At 65.1% G+C, this 20,842-nt stretch carries 16 protein-coding genes and 2 pseudogenes; 9 read left to right on the top strand and 9 right to left on the bottom strand.

The annotated features are described in order from the left end of the window. The first annotated feature begins 64 nt into the window (after positions 1 to 64). A complete protein-coding gene (locus ACSFA8_RS20140; RefSeq protein WP_435481244.1) occupies positions 65 to 1,234 on the top strand; it encodes a citrate synthase in 1,170 nt (389 codons plus the stop codon). Positions 1,235 to 1,345: 111 nt separating this feature from the next. Here the strand turns inward: ACSFA8_RS20140 and ACSFA8_RS20135 are convergent. Then, positions 1,346 to 1,435, bottom strand: a pseudogene (locus ACSFA8_RS20135) (ABC transporter substrate-binding protein); the annotation flags it as partial. 83 nt (positions 1,436 to 1,518) lie between these two features. Between ACSFA8_RS20135 and ACSFA8_RS20130 the strand changes: the two are divergent. Then, the gene (locus tag ACSFA8_RS20130; protein WP_435481243.1) at positions 1,519 to 2,169 is read left to right on the top strand and encodes a TetR/AcrR family transcriptional regulator; all 651 of its coding nucleotides are present in this window, start codon (positions 1,519 to 1,521) and stop codon (positions 2,167 to 2,169) included. 98 nt (positions 2,170 to 2,267) lie between these two features. After that, positions 2,268 to 2,453, top strand: coding sequence for a hypothetical protein (locus ACSFA8_RS20125; protein ID WP_435481309.1), 186 nt, complete (start codon positions 2,268 to 2,270; stop codon positions 2,451 to 2,453). 153 nt (positions 2,454 to 2,606) lie between these two features. On the opposite strand, the gene ACSFA8_RS20120 is transcribed toward ACSFA8_RS20125, so the two are convergent. Both ACSFA8_RS20120 and ACSFA8_RS20115 read right to left on the bottom strand, forming a co-directional pair. Then, positions 2,607 to 3,437, bottom strand: coding sequence for an oxidoreductase (locus ACSFA8_RS20120; RefSeq protein ID WP_435481242.1), 831 nt, complete (start codon positions 3,435 to 3,437; stop codon positions 2,607 to 2,609). A gap of 402 nt (positions 3,438 to 3,839) precedes the next feature. Beyond that, a pseudogene (locus tag ACSFA8_RS20115) lies at positions 3,840 to 5,428 on the bottom strand (carboxylesterase/lipase family protein). 169 nt (positions 5,429 to 5,597) lie between these two features. Here ACSFA8_RS20115 and ACSFA8_RS20110 point away from each other — a divergent pair. Continuing rightward, positions 5,598 to 6,515 carry a LysR family transcriptional regulator gene (locus ACSFA8_RS20110; protein WP_435481306.1) on the top strand — a complete coding sequence of 306 codons (918 nt, stop codon included), beginning with the start codon at positions 5,598 to 5,600 and terminating at the stop codon, positions 6,513 to 6,515. A 9-nt stretch (positions 6,516 to 6,524) separates the two neighbouring features. After that, positions 6,525 to 7,463, top strand: coding sequence for a Bug family tripartite tricarboxylate transporter substrate binding protein (locus ACSFA8_RS20105; protein WP_435481241.1), 939 nt, complete (start codon positions 6,525 to 6,527; stop codon positions 7,461 to 7,463). 135 nt (positions 7,464 to 7,598) lie between these two features. Here ACSFA8_RS20105 and ACSFA8_RS20100 read toward each other — a convergent pair whose 3' ends face one another. Next, positions 7,599 to 8,426: an acyl-CoA thioesterase gene (locus tag ACSFA8_RS20100; protein ID WP_435481240.1), complete on the bottom strand. Its 828-nt coding sequence runs from the start codon at positions 8,424 to 8,426 to the stop codon at positions 7,599 to 7,601. Between the two features lie 204 nt (positions 8,427 to 8,630). Here ACSFA8_RS20100 and ACSFA8_RS20095 point away from each other — a divergent pair, with 204 nt between their 5' ends. Next, entirely contained in the window at positions 8,631 to 9,296 is a 666-nt protein-coding gene (locus ACSFA8_RS20095) for a gamma-glutamylcyclotransferase (protein WP_435481239.1), read from the top strand. A 51-nt stretch (positions 9,297 to 9,347) separates the two neighbouring features. Here the strand turns inward: ACSFA8_RS20095 and ACSFA8_RS20090 are convergent, their stop codons facing one another. The 4 genes from ACSFA8_RS20090 to ACSFA8_RS20075 form a co-directional block, all read right to left on the bottom strand. Next, positions 9,348 to 10,280 carry a LysR family transcriptional regulator gene (locus ACSFA8_RS20090; RefSeq protein ID WP_435481238.1) on the bottom strand — a complete coding sequence of 311 codons (933 nt, stop codon included), beginning with the start codon at positions 10,278 to 10,280 and terminating at the stop codon, positions 9,348 to 9,350. A gap of 21 nt (positions 10,281 to 10,301) precedes the next feature. Then, a complete protein-coding gene (locus ACSFA8_RS20085) occupies positions 10,302 to 13,403 on the bottom strand; it encodes an efflux RND transporter permease subunit (protein ID WP_435481237.1) in 3,102 nt (1,033 codons plus the stop codon). Continuing rightward, complete coding sequence (locus ACSFA8_RS20080; RefSeq protein ID WP_435481236.1) at positions 13,400 to 14,515, bottom strand: efflux RND transporter periplasmic adaptor subunit; 1,116 nt, start codon at positions 14,513 to 14,515, stop codon at positions 13,400 to 13,402. The genes ACSFA8_RS20085 and ACSFA8_RS20080 overlap by 4 nt, the downstream gene beginning before the upstream one ends. A gap of 89 nt (positions 14,516 to 14,604) precedes the next feature. Beyond that, positions 14,605 to 15,222, bottom strand: a complete 618-nt coding sequence (locus ACSFA8_RS20075; protein WP_435481235.1) for a TetR/AcrR family transcriptional regulator — start codon at positions 15,220 to 15,222, stop codon at positions 14,605 to 14,607. 97 nt (positions 15,223 to 15,319) lie between these two features. On the opposite strand from ACSFA8_RS20075, the gene ACSFA8_RS20070 reads away from it, so the two are divergent. Continuing rightward, positions 15,320 to 16,792, top strand: coding sequence for an efflux transporter outer membrane subunit (locus ACSFA8_RS20070; protein ID WP_435481234.1), 1,473 nt, complete (start codon positions 15,320 to 15,322; stop codon positions 16,790 to 16,792). Positions 16,793 to 16,960: 168 nt separating this feature from the next. Here ACSFA8_RS20070 and ACSFA8_RS20065 read toward each other — a convergent pair whose 3' ends face one another. Continuing rightward, positions 16,961 to 17,656 carry a MarR family winged helix-turn-helix transcriptional regulator gene (locus tag ACSFA8_RS20065; RefSeq protein WP_435481233.1) on the bottom strand — a complete coding sequence of 232 codons (696 nt, stop codon included), beginning with the start codon at positions 17,654 to 17,656 and terminating at the stop codon, positions 16,961 to 16,963. Positions 17,657 to 17,849: 193 nt separating this feature from the next. On the opposite strand from ACSFA8_RS20065, the gene ACSFA8_RS20060 reads away from it, so the two are divergent. Together ACSFA8_RS20060 and ACSFA8_RS20055 are read left to right on the top strand one after the other, a co-directional pair. Continuing rightward, a complete protein-coding gene (locus tag ACSFA8_RS20060) occupies positions 17,850 to 19,034 on the top strand; it encodes an acetyl-CoA C-acyltransferase (protein WP_435481232.1) in 1,185 nt (394 codons plus the stop codon). 16 nt (positions 19,035 to 19,050) lie between these two features. Continuing rightward, the gene (locus ACSFA8_RS20055; RefSeq protein ID WP_435481231.1) at positions 19,051 to 20,829 is read left to right on the top strand and encodes an acyl-CoA dehydrogenase C-terminal domain-containing protein; all 1,779 of its coding nucleotides are present in this window, start codon (positions 19,051 to 19,053) and stop codon (positions 20,827 to 20,829) included. The last annotated feature ends 13 nt before the right edge of the window (positions 20,830 to 20,842 follow it).

The raw sequence follows: 20,842 nt of genomic DNA, 5'->3' as shown, positions 1-20,842 counted from the left end.
TAGATTGATATCACAGTCAATATTGACGTATAAAATCAATATATAAAACTTTCTGCAATCGGCCATGGCTTCCTGGATTTCGATGGACGAGGCGTGCCGCCTCCTCGGGGTGCGACCCCAAACGGTGTACGCATATGTGAGCCGCGGCAAGCTCGAAGTCATGCCCGATCCGGCTGACACGCGCCGCAGCCTCTACCGCGCCGAGGATGTGGCGGGGCTGGCCAAGCGCAAGCAGGCCGGCCGCAAGCACGAGACGCTGGCCGCCAACACGCTGTTCGGCTCGGAGCCCAGCATCCCGACTGCGCTTTGTGCCTTCTTTCGTGGGCGTCCGTACTACAGAGGGCAGGACGCCGTGAGCCTGGCCCAGTCGGCTGAGCTCGAAGACGTGGCGCAACTGCTGTGGGCCGCCGAGCAGCCCGTCGACTTTTCTTCACCTGCCTCATCCACGCCGCCGGGTGCGGTCAAGCCCGGCCGCGTTGCTGCCTTCACTGCCTTGGCCGGCCTGGCGGTCGTCGGCCATTCCACCCGCGGACGCCTGACGCGGGTGCTGCACCACGAGGGGCAGGGCCTGGTGGGTCAGCTGGCCAATGCTTTCGGCGCCCGGCAGGGGCGTAAGCCCCTGCATTTGCGATTCGCGCAAGGATGGAAGCAGCCGGCCCAAGTGGCTGATCTGCTGCGAACGGCCATGGTGCTGCTGGTGGACCATGAGTTGACGAGTTCGGCGTTCGTGGCGCGCATTGCAGCTTCGACCGGCGCCTCGTTGCCGGCATGTCTTCTGGCCGGATTGACCACGCTATCGGGGCCTTTGCACGGCGATGCCTCAGGTCGCGTCCAGGCGCTGTTTGGCGAAGTGGAACGATTGGGCGAAGACCATGTGGTGGCCCACTACCTGTCGACCGGTTTGCCCTTCGCAGGTTTCGGGCATCACATCTATCCCGATGGCGACCCGCGCGCGGCTGCCTTGCTGGCGTTGTTCGAGCCGCCGGAGGTAATCGCGCGTTTCATAGAAAAGGTAACGACACTGACCGGTTTGCAGCCCAACATCGACGTGGCCCTGGCCGCCTTGGTAGCCCACTATCGACTACCCGCCGATGCAGCTTTTGGCCTCTTCGCTACAGCGCGCAGCGTGGGGCTGTTGGCACACAGCCTGGAACAACTCGGCGTGGCGCAGGTAATTCGTCCGCGCGGGCGCTATGTGGGTGCGATGCCCGCGACGCCGAACACACAGCCCTAGGATTGAAGCCCCCGCAGTCCGCAAACTGCCACGATCTATGCCAAGGTTGACCTGCTCGCCTTGCGAGCACTCGCCCTACCGTGGCCGGGAGCTGCGCCATGAACCCGCTGTTGTCGCGAATGGCCGAGTCGCGCGCACGAGGTAGCAGCCTTCGATCAGCACATATGGCGCGGTGAACGAGATCCCGGCGCCGCGCAGCGGTCAGTTGTGAAAGGCGCAATATACTGTACATTGAAGTCCAGTAAGTTTCATGACGAAAAGTGACTGTAAAGTACAGAAAGACGATGCCCCAAACCGAGAAGCAGGTCGCGCCTCAACCGCGTCGCGGTCGGCCGCGCGACCCCGAGCGCTTGCGGCGGATCATGGAAGCGGCGCACAGCCACTTCAACGCGCACGGCCTGGAGCGAGCCAGCGTCGATGCCATCGCCGCGGACGCCGGCGTCTCGAAGATGACCATCTACAGCCACTTCGCTTCGAAGGAAGGGCTGTTCGAGGCGGTGATTCGCGATCGCACCGACCGCGTGATGGGCGGGGTCGCCGGTGTTGAAGCGCTCGACCCAACGCAGCCTCAAAAGGCACTGCGGACCGTCGGAGAGCAGTTCCTGACGCTGGCGCGCGAGGAAGATGCGCTGGGCCAGTTTCGCTCGCTCTACGGCGCCGCTGGGTCACAGCCCGACGCGTGCCAGGCGTTTTACAGGCAGGGAGCCGAGAGGCTGATCGGCGATCTGGCTACCTATCTGCGCCGCGCTGATGCGCAGGGCACGCTGAACATACGGCACCCGGGCCGAGCGGCGGACCTGTTCCTGTCCATGTTCCTTGGTGACGGCCACATCCGCGGGCTGCTAAAGCTCGATATGCCCGACGCGCGGGAAGACAGGGCGCTGCTGCGCGAAGCAGTGCGGGTGTTCATGGCAGCCTATGCGAAAGCACCTTGACGCGATGAGGATCAGGGTGAGATGAACTCACACGCTTCGATCGGGAAGTGTCGTAGCGTGACCTCATTTCGGTGAGAAGGCGCGCTCATCAAAGGCTGATGCGCTGCATCGACGAGTTGCATCTGGAGCTTCCGTTCGCCGGCGCGCGCATGCTGCGTGACCTGCTGCGGCAGATCAAATGCTTCCGAACAGCCCTTGTTGCCTCAGGAGGCCGGTGTCATCTTCAAGACTTCGGGTTTGCCATCGATGCACTGGCCCATCAGCCTGAATGGCATCCGCATTGACCCGCTGGTCCCAAGGTGATGCCGACCCGCTGGCGGCGGCAGAGAACCCGCGGGCTTTGAAATCTTGAGAGAGGTGTGAGGGCAATTGGGGGGTGGCACCGAGCCGCGGCCCCTTCTCTCGCGTACCCCTGATGCTCGCCACGCGCAACGGACCTATGCCGGCAAGCGCATTTGTTTGCGCAGACTCTTGTCAAACGCAGATGCCGGGACGAACCGACGAAGCAGGCTCACTTGCCGGGCGAATCTACCTGCGGCGTAGCGACCGCGCGGGTTCCCCGCGGTGCAGGCCTTCAAGACGGTTTTGGCGACCACTTCCGGCGAGTCGGCGGTACTGTTCATCACGTCGCGCATGACGGCCTCCGCGTTCGAGCGTGCGGACTTGTATTCATCGAGCTGTTGGTCAGCCTGGATGAGATTGCTCTCGAACGAAGTCCGTGTGTACGCGGGTTCGACGAGCACCACTCTGATACCCGCGTCCCTGATCTCATGGTCCAGCGACTCGGAATAGCCTTCGAGGGCGTGCTTGCTCGACGCATACACCGCCAAGTAAGGGGCTGGGATCAGTCCCATGACGGAGCTGATGTTGACGATCCGGCCCCGCCCCTGCCGGCGCATGACGGGAAGGACGGCCTTCGTGGTTCGCATCACGCCGAACAGATTGACGTCGAAGAGCGACTTCGCCTGCTCGATGGATGACTCCTCCGCCCCGCCCATCAGCCCGGCCCCTGCGTTGTTGACCAGCAGGTCGATGCGGCCGGCCTTGGCAAGTACTTCGCTGAACGCGGCCTCGACCGACGCATCACTGGTGACGTCGCAAACCAGATGCTCGACACCCGCGGACTTCGACTGCTGAGGTTTGCGACAGGTGCCGAAGACTCGGTATCCGGCCCGCGCCAGCGCCAGCGCGGTGGCCTCCCCAATACCGCCCGATGCGCCCGTGATGATCGCGACGCGCCCATCTTGCTGCTTCTTGTCGTTGGACATTCTTTGCTCCTTGGTTGAACTGTGGTTTGCGCCGCCGACAGGGTCGGCGAGGATGGGGTGCCGATCCATCGGCTCTGTAGCTGTAGTGGGGGTGGTCAGGCTGCATGTTGCTCATGCAGCCGCGTCGAGCGGCGCACCGGTCGGCCCCTGTGCCGGGCCGTCACGCCGGACGCCGTAGCCGGCCCACCAGGGCGTCATGAAATTTTTCATATAGTGTACTTCATCGTACACTAAGTATAACGGCTATAATGGACTGTCAAGTACTGAAAGTCCCAGATGCCAGAAACCAAGGACGATGTCGCGGCATGCAGCTCGGCTGCCGCTGCTTCGTCGGCCTGTTGTTTGCCCCTGCTGTCCGCTTGAAGCCTGCCGCAAGCCATCTCCGTTCCACATCGGAGCAGATCAGCGTTCGCCGCGATCGAGCACCCAGGGCATCTTTTCCCAGATCGCGCACTTGTGCAGCTCCGCAAACTGTGCGACAGGCGTGGCTCGGCTCTGTCCGCCCGGCCGCAGCGACATTAGCGATCCGTCTGCGGTCAATCGCGGCCACGCCGCCTGCCCGGGAACCTCCGGGTTGGAATTTTTGACGAAAGCGGCCCAGTAGCGGGTCATCTCCTTCGACAGTTGCCACTGCGCTTCGGTAAACCGTGAGGACGAGAACTGCGCCATGTGAGGCGAATCGGGCCACGTGAACGGGGTATCGAGGCCATGTGATGCGCGAAACTCAAAGCCGGGCGGTGTCGAGCCCGCCGGCGGATTTGGATCCTCGAACTGATAGTAGTAAGTGGGCGTTTGACGCGCGACATATCTCGCCAGCGCCAGGTTGGTGCAACCGCCGAGACCGCGCATTCCGCTGTCGGTAATGAAGTCGCCGATGACGTAGGGCAGCGCGTACTGGCCCGAGTACTTGTCCGCTGGATAGGCTGCGAGCAGCGCTGGGGCACGCTCAGCCCCGACGAGCCGGGTTACCCAGGCCGCGTACGCCTGGGCCGTGAAGTTGGCGAAAGCCGTGCCGGAACTACGGCCTTCTTCACGCGTGCTGCCCATCAATACAGGCACCGCCCTCCATTCGCCTGCCGCGATCGCGTCGATCGCAGGCTTGCGGTGGAAGCCTTTGGGATCGACATGGGGATTCCAGGCGCCGCCCGCGGTTACCAACTCGCCCGCGCTCTTGGAGCGCAGGCAGGCTCCGACGTTCTCAGGGCTCGCGCACCCAAGCTTGGCTGCAAAGGCTGCCGCGCGCGCCTCCGACTGCGCGACCGTGTCAACGTCCCGCAAGCAATCATCACTGGAAATAATTGCCGCATGAATGAGCCCAGCGGTACCAGGGTTGACCAGGAGCGCGCAAACGTTCGTTCCGCCCGATGAGGTTCCTCCCAACGTCACCTTGTTGGGATTGCCGCCGAATGCACGGATGTTGCGTTGAACCCATTCCAGCGCTGCTTTGATGTCGAGCAATGCATAGTTTCCCGCCAGGCGATCCTTGGCCTGCTGGGCGAGCACGGGATGATTCAAGAAACCGAGTGATCCCAGGCGGTGATTGATGGCAACGACCATCACCCCGTTTTCTGCCGCCATGCGAGAGCCGTCGATTTGGACGGCGCCTCCGACCGTATTGGCCCCACCGTGAACATACACAAGTACGGGGAGCGATGCGCCCGGAGCAGCGCCTGCGGGACGATAAATGTTGAGATAAAGGCAGTCCTCATTCTCCGTTCGACCGATGACCGGGGATCCACCGCTCTGCGGGCAACTGGGTCCCGCGACCGTCCCGTCTCGTACGCCCTGCCAGGAAGGGCTCTCTCGGGGGGTGCCCAACGCAGGCTTCCCATTGGCGGCGCTGCGAAAGGCAGGCCGAGGAATATCTCCGCGTTTCCTTTCGCAAGGCCTTTGACGTTGCCGTTCTCGGTCGCTACGGTCGAGCGGCCTGCATCGACTGCGACCCCGGCCTTGTACGCGCAGCCAACCAGTGCAAGGGTCGCGGCGCTCATGGCAATCCAGAAGGTTAGCAAGAATGGACGATGGATCATGGGGGTCTCCTGGTTCGTGAAATTGCGGGGAGCTTGGATCCATGCCGTAGCCAGCATGTCCACGACATTTCGCCGCGTTTTAGTTCAGATTGCAAAGATGTCTAGAATCTTGACTGAATACGTTTTAGATATGGACCTGCGACATCTCCGCTACTTCATGGCCGTCGCCGAGGCGGGTCACATCACACGCGCGGCGGAACTGCTGGGGATGCAGCAGCCGCCGTTGTCGCAGCAGATTCGCGCCCTTGAGCACGAACTGGGCGCCCCGCTCTTCAATCGGCATCCCAAGGGCGTGGAGCTGACGGACGCGGGCCGTCAGCTGATGTCCGAGGCGTCGCGCCTGCTGGCCGACTTCTCGGCGATGCAGCAGCGGATGGCTGCTTTCGTGAAGGGGGAGCGCGGCCTCATCGCGCTGGGTTTCACCAGTTCGGCCGCGGCGCATGCGTTCACGCCCGAGGCCCTGCGCGCCTGCCGAAAGCTGCACCCGGACATTCGCGTGGAGGTCAGCGAGAACAATGGCGCGGAGATCACGGAGGCGGTGGCCGACAGGCGCCTGCACTGCGGCTTCCTGCGGGTGCCGGTGGCCCGTCCGGCCGGACTCGTCTTTGAGGAGCTGCTGCAGGAAGAGTCGCTGCTGGCGATTCCCATTGACCACCGGCTGGCGCGCGACAAGTCCAAGCCGGTGGAACTCAAGGAGCTGCGCGCCGAGCGGCTCATCCTCGTGCGGCGGCCCGGCGCGCCGGGCTTGTATGCGAACTTGCTGGCCGCGTGCGCGCGGCACGGCATCGAGGTGGAACTCGCCGCCGAGGTCGAGCGCATGACCACCAACATCAACCTGGTCGCCGCCGGCGTGGGCTTGTCCCTCGTGCCGGCCTCCATGCGCGGAGCGCACCCCCACGCCGTCGTCTACCGGCCGCTGGCCGACCCAGGGAAGCTGAGCGCGCCGCTGACCCTGGTCTACCGCAAAGACGATTGCGACGGCCCGACGGGGACCTTCATCGCGCTCGCGCGCGAGGTGGCCGCGGGGCACCGGGCGCGGGCGCGATGAGGAGCTTGTATGCAGTGGTCCACTAGGAGGCGGTGGCTGCTCTTCGCGGTGCTTGCCGCGGCGATTCACGGGCGATCGGGCGCGCAGCCTGCGTGGCCATGGAAGGCGGTGCGCATCATCGTCGCCTATCCACCCGGTGGCGTGAGCGACCTCGTCGCGCGCGAGCTCGCCGAACTGCTTGCGGCGCGGCTGGGCGTGCCCGTCCTCGTGGAGAACCGCGCTGGCGCGAGCGGCACGATCGCCATGGAGCGGGTGGCAGGCAGCCCCGCCGACGGCCACGTGCTGGGCTTTGCAGCGGCGACGGCAGTGGCGCTGATGACCGCAAGCGGGCGGCGCGACCCGGGGCTGCTGCCCGTCACACCCGTGGCCGGCGTGATGCGCACACCGGTGCTCGTGGCGGGGACGCCGGCCCTGCGCGCGCGGACCTTCGCCGAAATGCTTTCACTCGCGCGCGTGCGGTCCAGCGCCATCCGGTGGGCGACGACCGGCGCTGGGACGACGGGCCACAACGTGCTGGAGCGGGTGCGCCGCGCGAGTGGCGCCCACCTGGTGCACATCCCCTACAAGGGCGGCGGCCAGCAGATCACGGACGCCCTCGGCGGCCACTTCGAGGTCCTCTCCACGAACGTCGCTCCGCAGCAGCTGGAAGCCATCCAGCGTGGACGCTTGACGGCCCTGGCCGTGGGCGCACCCGCCCGCCTCCCCGTGCTTCCCGACGTGCCGACCCTGGCGGAGTTGGGTTTCCCGGAGGCGAACCTCGATTCGCTCTTCGGCTTGTTTGCGCCTCCGAGCACGCCTGCTACCGTGGTGCAGCAGCTCAATCGCGAAGTGGCTGCTGCCCTGCGCAACCCCGGCCTGCGCGGCACCTTGCTGGCTGCCAACAACACGCCTTTTGCGGGCTCCGCGGCAGATTTCCTGCGGCAAGTCCAGCTCGAAGCCGAACGCTAGGGAAAGTCTGAAACAACTCGCAAACGCGAGTGCGGGACAGCTCTGGAGCTACTAAATGCGGCTCTCAACGTTGGCGGCGCCGGCGGCGGTGGCTAAGCCGCGCGCGGTGGCAACCTCGGTTGTCGGCTCCGTCGATCACTCTCGGTAGTAGACCAGTTGGTGCGTGCTCGCCAGCAGCCGCTGCTGGTCGTCCCAGAGTTGCGCGGATTGATCAAAGTAGCCGTCGCGGAAGTTGAGCGCGCAGGCGACGCCGAGCAACGGTCGATCGCCTTGGGCAATCAGCATCTGCGCGTCGGCGTGGAAAAATGTGGTCATCGTCACCGTGGCGATCGGCACCGCCATCCGGCGACGGACGAAGATGCGCGGCATGAAGGTGTCGCACAGGGCCGTCAGCGATGCGTAGTCCAGGGGGCGCGGCGGGGCGTCGCGCACCCAGAGGCAGCTCGTCGAGCTCGCCGCTTCGCCACCGTCCCAGTCGCTCGGCATGCCGCCAGCCATCGAGCGCGTCTCGTAACGGCTCACCCAGGGCGGGCTGCCCACCGAGGGTGAGGGCGCCAGGCGATCGAACGGGACGACTGAGGGTGGCGGCTCAGCCTCGGATCGCGACCAGGTTGGGCGGCGCTTGGCGAAAACAGCCGTCGCCGTCGCGACGACGTCGCCGGATTGCGAAGCGACGATCGACCAGTGCTGGGTTGACCGGTTGGTGCGCGCCGGACGGGCCGCGATCTCGTAGGCCCCGTCTGCAATCGGGCTGGCGAAGTTGACCGTGAACGCCACCGGATCGCCGAGGCGCGCCGGGTGCCCGAGCACGGACTGCATCAGCACCGCTGCAATCGTGCCGCCGAAGGGGCCGACCATGTTCGCGTACGAGGCAGTGGTGCGGGCCACGAATCGTTCGTCGCCGAGGCCGTCAAGGCCGTCGAGGGCGATCGCACTATCGAATGGGTGCTCGAGTCTTGCCATGGGGATGAGGCTCGTTAGATAAACGATCGGCAAGCATAGTCGGCCGTGGATACTCCCAGCGCCTCGAGTTCCACCGTTGACAACTGTGCGAAGCATGGATTATTGTACGTTCACCAAACGACCGTTATCAGAAGGAAGCGTTCTGCGCCGTTTCGTTATGAGCCAAGACATTTTGATCTGCTCCCCCGTACGATTGAATTCGGCGTGAGCACATTCGTGCTGACCCGGGAGCGGCTGCGCGAAACCTCGCTCGACACGCTGTTCGCCGGCTTGCCTCCGGGTACCCGCATCCGCAGCGAGGCTGAGCTGCGCGCGTCGCTCGAGGGCGTGCTCGAAGGTCACGATCCCGGCAGCGATGTCCAGGTGTTCGGCTACGGGTCGCTGATGTGGAATCCGGCGTTCGAGTTCAGCGCATCGGCCCGGGCGCGGGTGCTCGGCTGGCACCGGCGCTTCTCCCTTCGCCTGGTCATCGCACGCGGGACGCCGTCAGTGCCGGGCGCCATGCTCGCGCTCGACCGCGGAGGCTCGTGCGACGGCGTGCTGTTCCGCATCCCGGCCGCCAAGGCATTCGGAGAGCTGCAGCTCCTGTGGAAGCGAGAGATGGCGACCGGCGCCTACGAAGCACGGTGGGTGACCGCGCGGGCGGGAGGGCGACCGGTGCGCGCGCTGACCTTCGTGGTCAACCGCGCGCATGAGCGCTACATCGGCGGCCTGCCGATCGAGCAGGTCGCCGACATGATCTGCACCGGGCAGGGAGTGCTGGGAACCAGTCGCGCCTATTTCGAGGACATGCTGTGCTCGTTGGCCGCGATGGGCGTGAGGGACGCCGGGATGGAGCGGCTGCGCTGCGCCATCCGGGCGCGAGGCTAGATGACGAACTGCCGGGTGCTCAAGGCATCGGCCAGGGGTACGTTTGCGCATTCAATCCGAGGCCCGTGTGGCCGCCAGGGGCGTTGATCCAACGCTGCCCGGCAGCTGCATGCGCTGCTGAAGAAAATCGAGAAACGCACGTTGGACTGCGGTGCTGTGTCGGCGCTGCAAATAGACGGCGGACAGCCACATGTCGCGGCGCACGAAGGCAGATAGCACCGGCACCAGTCGACCGCTGTCGAAGTACGGCTTGAGCATTTCGGTGGGGAGGTAGGTCACGCCAGACCCGAGCAACGCGCCCTGGATCAACGGACCCGCTTCGGTGGCGTTCAACCGACCGCGGACTGGAACTTCCAGAGGCTGCCCGTCGACTTCGAATCGCCACGTCGGCGCCGGATCCAACGAGGAGCTGAACAAGGCGTTGTGCTGTGCGAGCTCGCTGGGATGAGCAGGAATTCCGTGCTTGCGCCAGTACATCGGAGCGGCACACACGCTCAGCGCCATCGGGGCCAGCTTGCGGACGATCAGATTCTCATTGGTCGTGAGTCCAAAGCGCAAGGCAATGTCGATGCCGTCCTCCACAAGGTCAACGATTCGGTTTGTGAGGATGAGGCTGATGCTGACTTGCGGATAGTGGTTCAGAAAAACGTCGATGAGCGTCGGGAGTTGCGTCAGGTCAACCCCGTGCGGTGCCGAGATGCGCAGCCGGCCGCTGGGCGTCGACGCACGCTCCTGGAGTTCCGCCAGCGTGACCTCCGCCAGCTCCACCATCGGCCGGCTTCGCTCGAGCAGCAGGTGACCCGCATCGGTCAGGCTGACCGACCGAGTGTTGCGGTTCAGCAGGCGGACGCCGAACCGGCCTTCAAGGGTCGCGATGTATTTGCTGACGGTTCCCCGCGACAGCGCGAGGTGCTTGGCCGTTCGCGAGAAGCTGCCGGAGGCTGCCACCTCGTTGAACGCGCGCAGCAGGTCCAGGCTATCCACGCGCTTGTCCGTGACGAACGCTCACGCGGGCGCCGCCTGTGCGGCAGGCTGTGCAGATCCGGCACGGCCGTCCGGCCTGATCTTGAACCAGATCGAATACATCGCCGGCAGGAACACCAGGGTCAGGACCGTCCCGGCGAACGTGCCGCCGATGAGCGTGTAGGCCAGGGCGCCCCAGAACACGGAATGCGTGAGTGGAATGAACGCGAGGATCGCCGCGAGCGCGGTCAGGATCACCGGACGCGCCCGTTGCACGGTCGCCTCGACGACTGCATGGAAGGGATCCAGCCCTTCCTGCTCGTTGTGATGGATCTGCCCCAGCAGGATCAGCGTGTTGCGCATCAGGATCCCCGACAGCGCGATGAGTCCTACGAGCGCGTTGATGCCGAAGGGCTGCTGGAACAGCAACAGGGTCGGCACGACGCCAATTAGCCCCAGCGGACTCGTGAGGAACACCATGACCATCGCAGAGATGGAGCGCACCTGGAAAATAATGATGAGTAGCGTCATCGCCAGCATGATCGGGAACAGCGGCAACATCGCCTCGGTCGCCTTCTCCGATTCCTCGATGGAGCCAGCCTGGACGATGCGGTAGCCTGCGGGCAGCTTGTCGATGATCGGCTGAAGCTGCTTCGTGATCGCGTTCGACACGTCCGGCGGCTGCAGCTTATCGGCGATGTCGCCCTGCACCGTGATGGTGGGCACGCGGTCGCGCCGCCGCATGACCGGCTCTTCCATGCGCACCTCGACCTCGCCGACCTGCGACAACGGAATGCGCTGGCCGCCGGCGCCGGCGAGCGTGAAGTCTGCGATTCGGGCCGGGTCGAGGCGCGTGCCGCCGGCCGAACGGGCCATGACCTGCACGGTGCGGATGTCTTCGCGCACGGTGGTCACCGGCGCGCCGCTCAACAGGAACTGCAGTTGCTGCGCCACGGCATTGGAGCTCAGTCCAACGGCCTGCAGACGGTCCTGATGCAAGGTGAAGTGCAGCGTGGGCGTGCGGGTGCCCCAGTCGGTATTCACCGTCCGCATCATCGGGCTCGACTCCATCACCTGCCTGACCTCGGCGGCGATCTTCCGCAGTTCGCTCGTATCCGGCCCCGTGACACGGTAGGCCACCGGGAACGGGGAGTACGGGCCGAACACCAGCTGGGTCACCCGCAACCGCGCCTCGGGCGCGAGGCCCTGCGCGACGGCCTCGCGCAGCCGCAGCTTCAAGGCCTCGCGCTCTTCCTGGCTGGCTGTGCGAACCACGATCTTGGCGAAGGACGGGTCCGGCAGCTCCGGGCCCATTGCGAAGAAGAAGCGAGGTGCCCCCTGTCCGATATAGGACGTGACGATCTGCGCCTCCGCCTGCGTGGAAAGCCACTTTTCGACTTTTGCCGCCGCGTCGCTGGTCTGCGTGATGGAGGTGCCATAGGGCATCTGCACTTCGACCAGTACTTCGGGCCGGTCGGAGATCGGGAAGAACTGCTTGTTGACCAGGCCCATGCCAAGGATGGAGAGCACGAACAGCGCGATGACGGCGCCCGCGACCAACCACTTGCGTGCGATCACGCCCTCGAGCACCCGGCGCAGTCGGTTGTAGCGCGGCGTGCCGTAGATGGCCGCATGGCCGCCTTCGACCTTCTTGAAATTCGGCAGCAGCTTCACGCCCAGGTACGGGGTGAACACCACCGCGACGACCCAGGATGCGATAAGTGCGATGCCGACGATCCAGAACATGTTGCTCGTGTACTCGCCCGCGGTCGATGGCGCAAAGCCGTTGGGCATGAAGCCGACGGCGGTCACCAGCGTGCCCGAGAGCATGGGCGCGGCGGTGTGGCTCCATGCGTACGCCGAGGCGGCGGCATGGCTGTATCCTTCTTCGATCTTCACCACCATCATCTCGATGGCGATGATGGCGTCGTCCACGAGCAGGCCCAGCGCCAGGATCAGCGAGCCGAGCGTGATGCGGTCGAAGTTCTTGCCGGTGGCCTCCATCACCACGAAGACCACGGCCAGTGTGAGCGGCACGGCCGCGGCGACCACCAGGCCGGCGCGCCAGCCCATGCTCAGGAAGCTCACCAGCATCACGACCAGCAAGGCCGCGAAGAACTTCATCATGAATTCGTCGACCGACGCGGCGATGTTGACCGACTGGTCCGTGACCTTCGACAGGCTCAGGCCCAGCGGCAGTTCGGCATTGATGGCGCGGGCTTCCACGTCCAGAACCTTGCCCAGGTCGAGCCCGTTCCAGCCTTCCCGCATCACGACGCCTATCAGCAGCGCCGGCTCGCCGCCGTTGCGGATCATGAAGGTGGCCGGGTCTTCGTAGCCGCGCCTGACCGTGGCCACGTCCGACAGCTTCAAGGTGCGGCCTTGCGCGATCACCGGCGTGTCCCGGATCTTCTGCAAGGTGTCGAAGGCGCCGTCCAGGCGAATGAAGACCTGCGGGCCCTTGGTTTCCACCGAGCCGGCCGGGCTCAGCGCGTTCTGGGCATTGAGTGCAGCGAAGACTTCCTGCGGGCCGATGCCCAGGGTGGCCAGACGGTCGTGTGCGAACTCGACGTAGATCCGTTCGGACTGCTCCCCAGCAATGTTCACCTTCTTCACGCCCGGCACGTGCAGCAGCCGCTGGCGCAGCGCTTCCGCATCGCGCACCAGCACGCGCTGCGGCTCTCCCTTGGCCTTGAGCGCGAAAAGGGCGAAGGTGACGTCGGCGTACTCGTCGTTGATCATCGGGCCGATCACGCCCGCCGGAAGATTGCCCGCTTCGTCGCCGACCTTCTTTCGTGCTTGATAGAACTCTTCTTGCACTTTGGAGGGGGGCGTACTGTCCTGCAAGGTCAGCGTGGTGAACGCGAGACCGGGCCGGGTGTAGGTTTCGGCGCGATCGTAGTAGCGCAGTTCCTGCAGGCGTTTCTCGACCTTCTCGGCGACCTGGTCCTGCATCTCCTGCGCCGTGGCGCCGGGCCAGGCCGTGATGATGGTCATCACCTTGATCGTGAAGGCGGGGTCTTCCGCGCGCCCCAGCTTGAAGAACGCGACCAGGCCCGCCAATGAGATCAGACAGATCAGAAACAAGGTGATCGATCGTTCGCGAACCGCGAGCGCCGACAGATTGAAACGGCTTTCGCTCATGGACGGGCTCCGCCACCCGCAGGCGCCGCGACCGCGCCGGCGACGCGCACCTCTTCGCCGTCCCGCAGCAGGTGCGCGCCGAGTGCGATCACTCGATCGCCCTGTTTGAGCTGGCCCGTGACTTGGGCTCGGTCGTCTTCCAGAGACTCCACCTTCACCGGCTGCCAGTGCACCTTCGTCGGCTCGCCGGTAATGACCCAGACGCCCGGCGCCTTGCCGGCGTCGAACAGGGCGCCGATGGGAACCTGCACACCGTTCTTCGCGACGGCCTTGCCGTCCCCGACGTGAACCGTCACCGTGGCGCCCAGCGGCGCATTGGCCAGCTCGTCTTCGAGCACATAGCGCGCCTCGAAGGTGCGGGTGAGGCGGTCGGCCGCGTCCGAAAGCTGCCGCAGCTTCACAGGAACCGCGGCGCCTTCCCTGCCGAACAGCGTGGCGTGGCCCACGGAGCCGATGGCAGGGCGCAGCGTTTCGGGCAGTTGCACCACCGCCTCCCTGCGCCCGGCCTGCGCCAAGCGCACCACCACCTGGCCGGCATTCACGACCTGACCGGGCTCAACCAGCGTTTCGAGGATCGTGCCGTCAACATCGGCGACCAGATCCGAGTAGCGGTTGGCGTTGCGAGCGACTTCGGACTGCGCTTCGGCCGCACTCAACTGGGCCTGGGCCGCATCCGCCGCCGCCTTGATCTGATCGTAGGCGGAGGCCGAAATGGCCCCCGTTCCGCGCAGGTCGCGGTAGCGAAGTTCCTCATCGTTTGCCTGCTTGGCACGCGCACGCGCAGCGGCCACGGCCTCCTGCTGCGCACGCGATGCCAGCTTCAGGTCGACCGGGTCGATACGCATGAGCAGCTGGCCGCGCTTGACCGTTTGCCCGGCGTCCACGAGGCGCTCCAGCACCTTGCCGGAAACGCGAAAGCCCAGGTCGCTCTGGATCCGCGCGGCAACGGTGCCGCTCAAGGAGCGCGATGCCGCGCCGGCCGGCTGAACCGTGGCGGCCCGCACCAGCGGCGTGAGCGTGCGTGCATCGGGCGGCGCCTTCTCGCCGCAGGCGACCAATGCAAACGGCAGGGCGCAGAAGACTGCGGAAATAACAAAACGGCGCGGCAGCATGAGAGTCCCATTGACGAATCGATCAGGACCCAAATTCTGCAACTAGTGACCGTTTAAGTCAATAGTCACAGACGTTTTGTTTTGTTTGCTCAGGGTGACAGGCTTCGCAGCACCAGTCCGGACAGCAGCGCCGGTGCTTCGTCGGTGTGACCGAAGCTGTGGCGCAGCAACAGGGGGTCGATGTAGGGGTGCATGGCCAGGTAGATGGCCGCTGCGGCCTCGTCGATCGGCGTCTTGCGCTCGAACTCCCCGGAATCGCGCCCTTGCCGCAGCACGTCCAGGATCAATTGCCGGACGAATTCCTCGTGCGCAATGGCAGAGGGCCAGCGTTCGGTGGCGGCCGAGATCGCGATCTCGTAGAGCTTCTGATCCTGAAAGAACAAGCGAAGGCTCGCCTCGACGATGGCCTTGAACATGCGGCGCACTTTTTCTGGAGGGCTATCGACGGCGCTCACCGCGGCCACCACTTCGGCCTCGATCTCTTGCAGGCAGTTGCTGCAGATCATTTCGCCGATCGCCTGCTTGGATTCGAAGAACTTGTAGATGTAGGCCTTCGAGAAGCCGATGGTTTTGGCCAGGTCCGAAACGGTGGTCTTTTCATAGCCGTACCGGCTGAAGTGCTCGGTCGCGGCGACCACGATCTGGTCTCTTACATCATGGTCGGCTGGGCCGCGTGCCGAGACGGGGGAAGCGATGGCTGTACTCATGGCCAGAGCTTAACGTCACCTGCCTGTTTGAACAATGAGTGACTATACGGTATAATGGTCACTACACGTCAACGCTTCGGCTGCCTTGGAAATCACCATGCTCAAACGCACTTCACTCTCGCTGGTCGCTGCAGCCTGCCTCGTTGCGGGCTGCGCGGTGGGCCCCAACTACGTCCGGCCCGAAGCCTCCCTGCCGGACAAATTCATCGGCCAGCGCGCTGTCGACGGACGAACGGCTGCCGCCAATGCCGACTTGATCGCGTGGTGGAAGGGGTTCGGCGACGCCCAACTGGCACGTTACGTCGAGCTCGCACTGACGCAGAACCTCGATCTCGCCCAAGCGTCCGCCCGCGTCAGCCAGGCCAAGGCCGGCCTGGGTGCGGCAAACTCTGCGCTGCTTCCTTCGGGCAACCTCAGCGGACAAGTGGCCCGGGCCTACCAGTCGGTGGAGACGCCGCTGGGCCAAGTGCTGAACTCGCAGCCCAACTTCGAGCGCTACGGCAACGCCTATGAAGCGAACCTCGGCGCGAGCTGGGAACTGGACCTCTTCGGCGGCCTGCGCCGCGGGCGCGAAGCCGCGTTGGCCGACTACCAGGCGTCCGAAGCGGGTGCAGCCGCCACGCGCCTCACGGTCGCGGCGCAGACCGCCGACATCTACATCACCCTGCGCGGCCTGCAAGCCCGCCTGGACGTCGCGCGCCGGCAGGTGAGCACGCAGCAGGATCTGGTGTCCAAGGTCGACCTGCTCTACGGCAAGGGGCTGGCTGCCGAGCTTCAGCTGCGGCAGGCCGAAGGCGCGCTCTCGCAGGTGCGGGCGTCCGTGCCGGTGCTCGAGGCCGGCCTGGATGCCGCGATGAACGCCTTGGACGTGATGCTGGGCGCAGCGCCCGGCGCGCACCGCGCGGAACTGGAACAAGCCGGTGTCATCCCCGTCGCGCCCCGGATCAGCGGCGCCGGGGCGCCCGGCGACCTGCTGCGCCGCAGACCCGACCTGATCGCGGCGGAACGGCGCCTGGCCGCCTCGAACGCCCGCATCGGCGTGGCCGTGGCTGAGTACTACCCGAAGTTTTCCCTGGGCGGAATGATCGGCAGCGCCACGTCGGTGTCCAGTGGCAACCTGTTCAGCAGCGGCGCGAGCCAGGCCGCGGGCATGCTCGGCCTGCGTTGGCGCCTGTTCGACTTCGGCCGCATCGACGCGCAGATCGACGCCGCCAAGGGACAGGACGCGGAACTGCTCGCCGCCTACCGGTTGGCCGCGCTGCGTGCGACTGAAGACGTCGAGAACGCATTCTCCGCGCTGGTCAAGCGCGAAGCGCAGACCGTCCTGCTTGCGCAGGGCGAGGCATCGCTCGGCCGCGCCAGAGGCGCTTCGTTCGCGGCCTACCAGAAAGGCGTCGTCAGCCTGATCGAGGTCCTGCAGGCTGACGAGAGCCTGCTGCGCGTGGCCGATGCCAGGGTGCAGGCGCAAACGGAATCGGCGCGCGCGGCGGTCAGCGCTTTCAAGGCGCTGGGCGGCGGCTGGCCGCAGAACGACTCGGCCGGCTCCGTCGCTAGTTTGCGTGTGCCATGAGGTGTAAAAAGCGCGATTAACGCAGTTCGTCTCCTGTCGGCAGAAAGCCAGCGGATTGCCCGGCCGCGCTGATCCAGACTCATGCGGGAGAACCCCTGAAGAGAACTGCCTCCGCGTCCAAGGTATCCGAGAGCGAGATCATCCGCAGGCTCGGCGGGTCGCCACCGTTCATTCCGGCGCTGACATGTTTCTCAGGCATTCCTCAAGAAGTGCGTGCAATGCGCTCACCTTTTGGCCTCCCATCAAGTGATGCACTCTGGCCCCCGCCATGGTCCAGCGAGGCAGCCCCTCGGCACACTTTTGCCGGCCCGCAGCGGTGATGCACACGCTGCGCGTGCGCCCATCGATACCTGGCCCAAGATCCGCCCAGCCGTTGGAGACGAGAGGCTTGAGATTGCGGGTCAACGTTGATGGGGAGAGCGACAGAGTCTCGGCAAGATCACAAGGACGCACCGGTCCATGTGCCTCGACTTCCATCAACAGCCGATACTGCGTCGTTCTAAGAGCGACCTTACTGAGTTCCGCGTCGTAGTGCCGCCTGACGAGGCGAGCGAGCTTGTGCGTCTTAGTGTCGGTGCAGGCTGATTGCGGAAGGCTGGCGAAATCAAGCGCGGGCGTCTGCGGTGCAGGTTGCGTGTGCATCAGCGCAGAGATCGCGCCGCCGGTCAGGCCAATGCCTGCCATCAGGTCATCGATTGCGGTGCTCTCGACCCCCCCCTTTTTGGCAATTGCACGGGCATTCAAGAGCAGCTTCCTGCGGGTTTCCTCCTTGTAGGCTGCCGAATAGCGCATGCATTGACCTCTGGAGTTCGTGGCATCACCCATCATAGCTAGCAGATCGTTTGATAAACGATGCTCTTCCATCAGAAATAGCTGTCGATACCCGAGGGTTTTCCCCTGCTGAGAACGCCCGCCACTGCGTTGACGGTGCCCTACTGCAAATCTATACTTCACCACCGTTTATCAAACGCTCGTTATTTAAATCCGACTGAATCATGTGATGCGTCGTGGCGCGCCGATGCGCCAACCTGTTTACTGAACCCCTTGGAGTCTGATCATGAGAGAAGCCGTCATCGTTTCCACCGCACGCACCGGCATCGGCCGTGCATTTCGCGGCGCATTGAACAACATCAAGTCGCCCACACTGATGGGCCACGCGATTCATCACGCCGTCCAGCGGGCGGGCATCAATCCTGAAGAAGTCGAGGATGTGGTTGTCGGCAGCGCAATGGCCGCCGGCACTGCGGGCATGAACATCGGGCGTCTCGCGGCCCTCGCGGCGGGTCTGCCGCAGTCGGTTCCCGGACAGACGATGGATCGGCAATGCGCGTCCGGCCTGATGGCCATCGCGACGGCTGCCAAGCAGATCATCGTCGACGGCATGGACGTGACCGTGGGCGGGGGTCAGGAGAACATTTCCGCCGTGCAGAACCCTTTCGTCAAGTGGGTGGGCGAAGACGCGGACCTCCAGCTCGTTGCGCGCGTGCAGCATGCCTATATTCCGATGCTGAACACGGCCGAGATCGTGGCGAAGAAGTACGGCATCTCACGCGAGTCGCAGGACGCTTATTCCGCGGAAGCACAGCGCCGCACCGCCTCGGCGCAGGAGCATCATCTGTTTGATGCCGAGATCGTTCCCATCACGGCGAGCATGGCCGTGGCCGACAAGCAGACGGGCGCAATCACCTTCCGCGACGTCACCCTGGATCGCGACGAAGGCAACCGCCCCGACACGACGCTCGAAGGCCTTTCCAAGCTCAAGCCCGTCATCGAAGGCGGCGTCATCACCGCGGGCAATTCGAGCCAACTCTCGGACGGCGCATCGGCCTGCGTGCTCGTGGAGCGCTCGGTCGCCGAGCGGCGCGGCCTCAAGGCGCTGGGCACGTACCGCGGCATCGCGGTCGCCGGCCTCGCGCCCGAGGAAATGGGCATCGGCCCGGTTCTGGCCGTGCCCAAGCTGCTGAAGACCCACGGACTTAAGGTGAGCGACATCGGCCTCTGGGAATTGAACGAGGCGTTCGCCTGCCAGGTGCTGTACTCGCGCGACCGCCTTGGCATCGATCCGGAAAAACTGAACGTCAACGGCGGCGGCATCACGATCGGGCACCCCTACGGCATGACCGGCTCGCGGCTGGTGGGGCATGCGCTCATCGAAGGCAAGCGGCGCGGCGTGCGCTTCGTCGTGGTCACGATGTGCATCGGCGGCGGCATGGGTGCCGCGGGCCTTTTCGAAGTGGCTTGAGGCAAGGAACATCACCATGACCTATCGGGCCCCAATGCGCGACATTCAATTCATACTGCACGAGCTCCTTCAGGTGCCGGCCATGCTGGAGGCTTGCGGCCAGCCGGAACTCGACGCCGAGACCATCGACCAGGTGCTCGCCGCGGCCGGCCAGTTCGCGTCCGAGGTGATCGCGCCGCTCAATGCGCCCGGAGACGAGCACGGTTGCAGCATGCCTTCTGCCGGCGTGGTGCAGACACCGCCGGGCTTCAAGAAGGCCTATGACGAATTCACGAAGAACGGCTGGCCCGGACTGGCTTGCAGCCCCGAGTTCGGGGGACAGGGCTTTCCTTCGGTCGTCGCCAATGCGGTCTACGAAGTCTTCGGTGGCGCGAACATGGCATGGTCGTCCTATCCCGGCATGTCGCATGCCACGTATGTGAACGTGGCTGCGAACGGGTCGGAGGAACAGAAGGCACTCTATCTGCCGAAGATCGCCTCGGGCGAGTGGGCCGGCACGATGTGCCTGACCGAGCCGAACGCGGGCACCGACCTGGGCCTGATGCGAACCCGGGCCGTTCCGCAAGCCGATGGCAGCTACAGCATCACCGGCAGCAAGATCTTCATATCGGGCGGCGAGCAGGATCTGACCGACAACATCATGCACCTGGTGCTCGCGCGCATGCCGGACTCGCCTCCCGGCGTGAAGGGCATTTCCCTTTTCATCGTCCCCAAATTCCTGCCCGATGCAAGCGGCGCCGTCGGCGCACGCAATGCGGTGGTCTGCGGTTCCATCGAGCACAAGCTGGGCATCCACGGAAACTCGACCTGCACCATCAATTTCGACGGTGCGACGGGCTGGCTGCTGGGTGCGGCCAACAAGGGGCTGGCGGGCATGTTCGTGCAGATGAACCACATGCGTGTGCTAGTCGGCATGATCGCCATCGGCCTGATGGAAGCGGCCTACCAGAAGGCCCTGGCCTATGCGAAAGAACGCCTGCAGGGACGCGCCAGCGGCGCGAGATCGTCCGGGGAAGTCGCCGACCCGATCATCGGGCATGCCGACGTGCGCCGCATGCTGCTGACCCAGAAAGCGAATATCGAGGGCGCGCGCGCCCTGGCGCTGTGGACCTCGCAACTGAGCGATGTGCAGCGCCACCATCCCGACCCCGCCAAACGCAACGAGACGGCCGAACTGCTCGGCCTCTTAACCCCGCTCGTGAAGGCGCTGTCCAGCGACCTCGCGGTGGAGTGCACGCTGCTCGCCATGCAGGTGTTCGGCGGGCACGGCTACATCCGCGAGAACGGCGTCGAGCAACATCTGCGCGATGTGCGCATCGTCGGGCTCTACGAGGGCACGAACGGCGTGCAGGCCATGGACTTGCTCGGGCGCAAGGTGCTGGGGGACGGGCGACGGCAAATGGCCACGTTCCTTGACATGGCCGCCGCGTTCACCGAAACCTGCAGCCCGCGCGAGGCGATGCGCGAGTTTGCGGAACCGCTGGCGGCGTTGGTCGGTGAAGTGAGGCAACTCACGAGCGAGCTCGTAGCGACGTCCGCGGCAGACCCGGATGCGGCTGGGGCCGCCGCAGTGCCTTATCTGCGCCTGGTAGGGCATTTGGCCCTCGCATGGACCTGGGCACGCATGGCGGAAGTCGCGGTAAAGCAGTCCGAATCGACCGACCCCATCTACGCGTCGAAGATTGCCACTGCCCGCTTCTACTACCAGCGGCTGTTGCCGCAGACGGCGGCACTCTGCGGCGAAGTTCGAGCGGGGTCGTCCGCATTGATGGCACCGGCGCTAGACCTTTTTTAGTCGCGGGCTACAG

It is taken from the genome of Variovorax nitratireducens (genome assembly GCF_051216545.1).
Classification (GTDB): Bacteria; Pseudomonadota; Gammaproteobacteria; order Burkholderiales; family Burkholderiaceae_C; genus Variovorax.
This window is presented reverse-complemented; position numbering and strand designations above follow the sequence as displayed.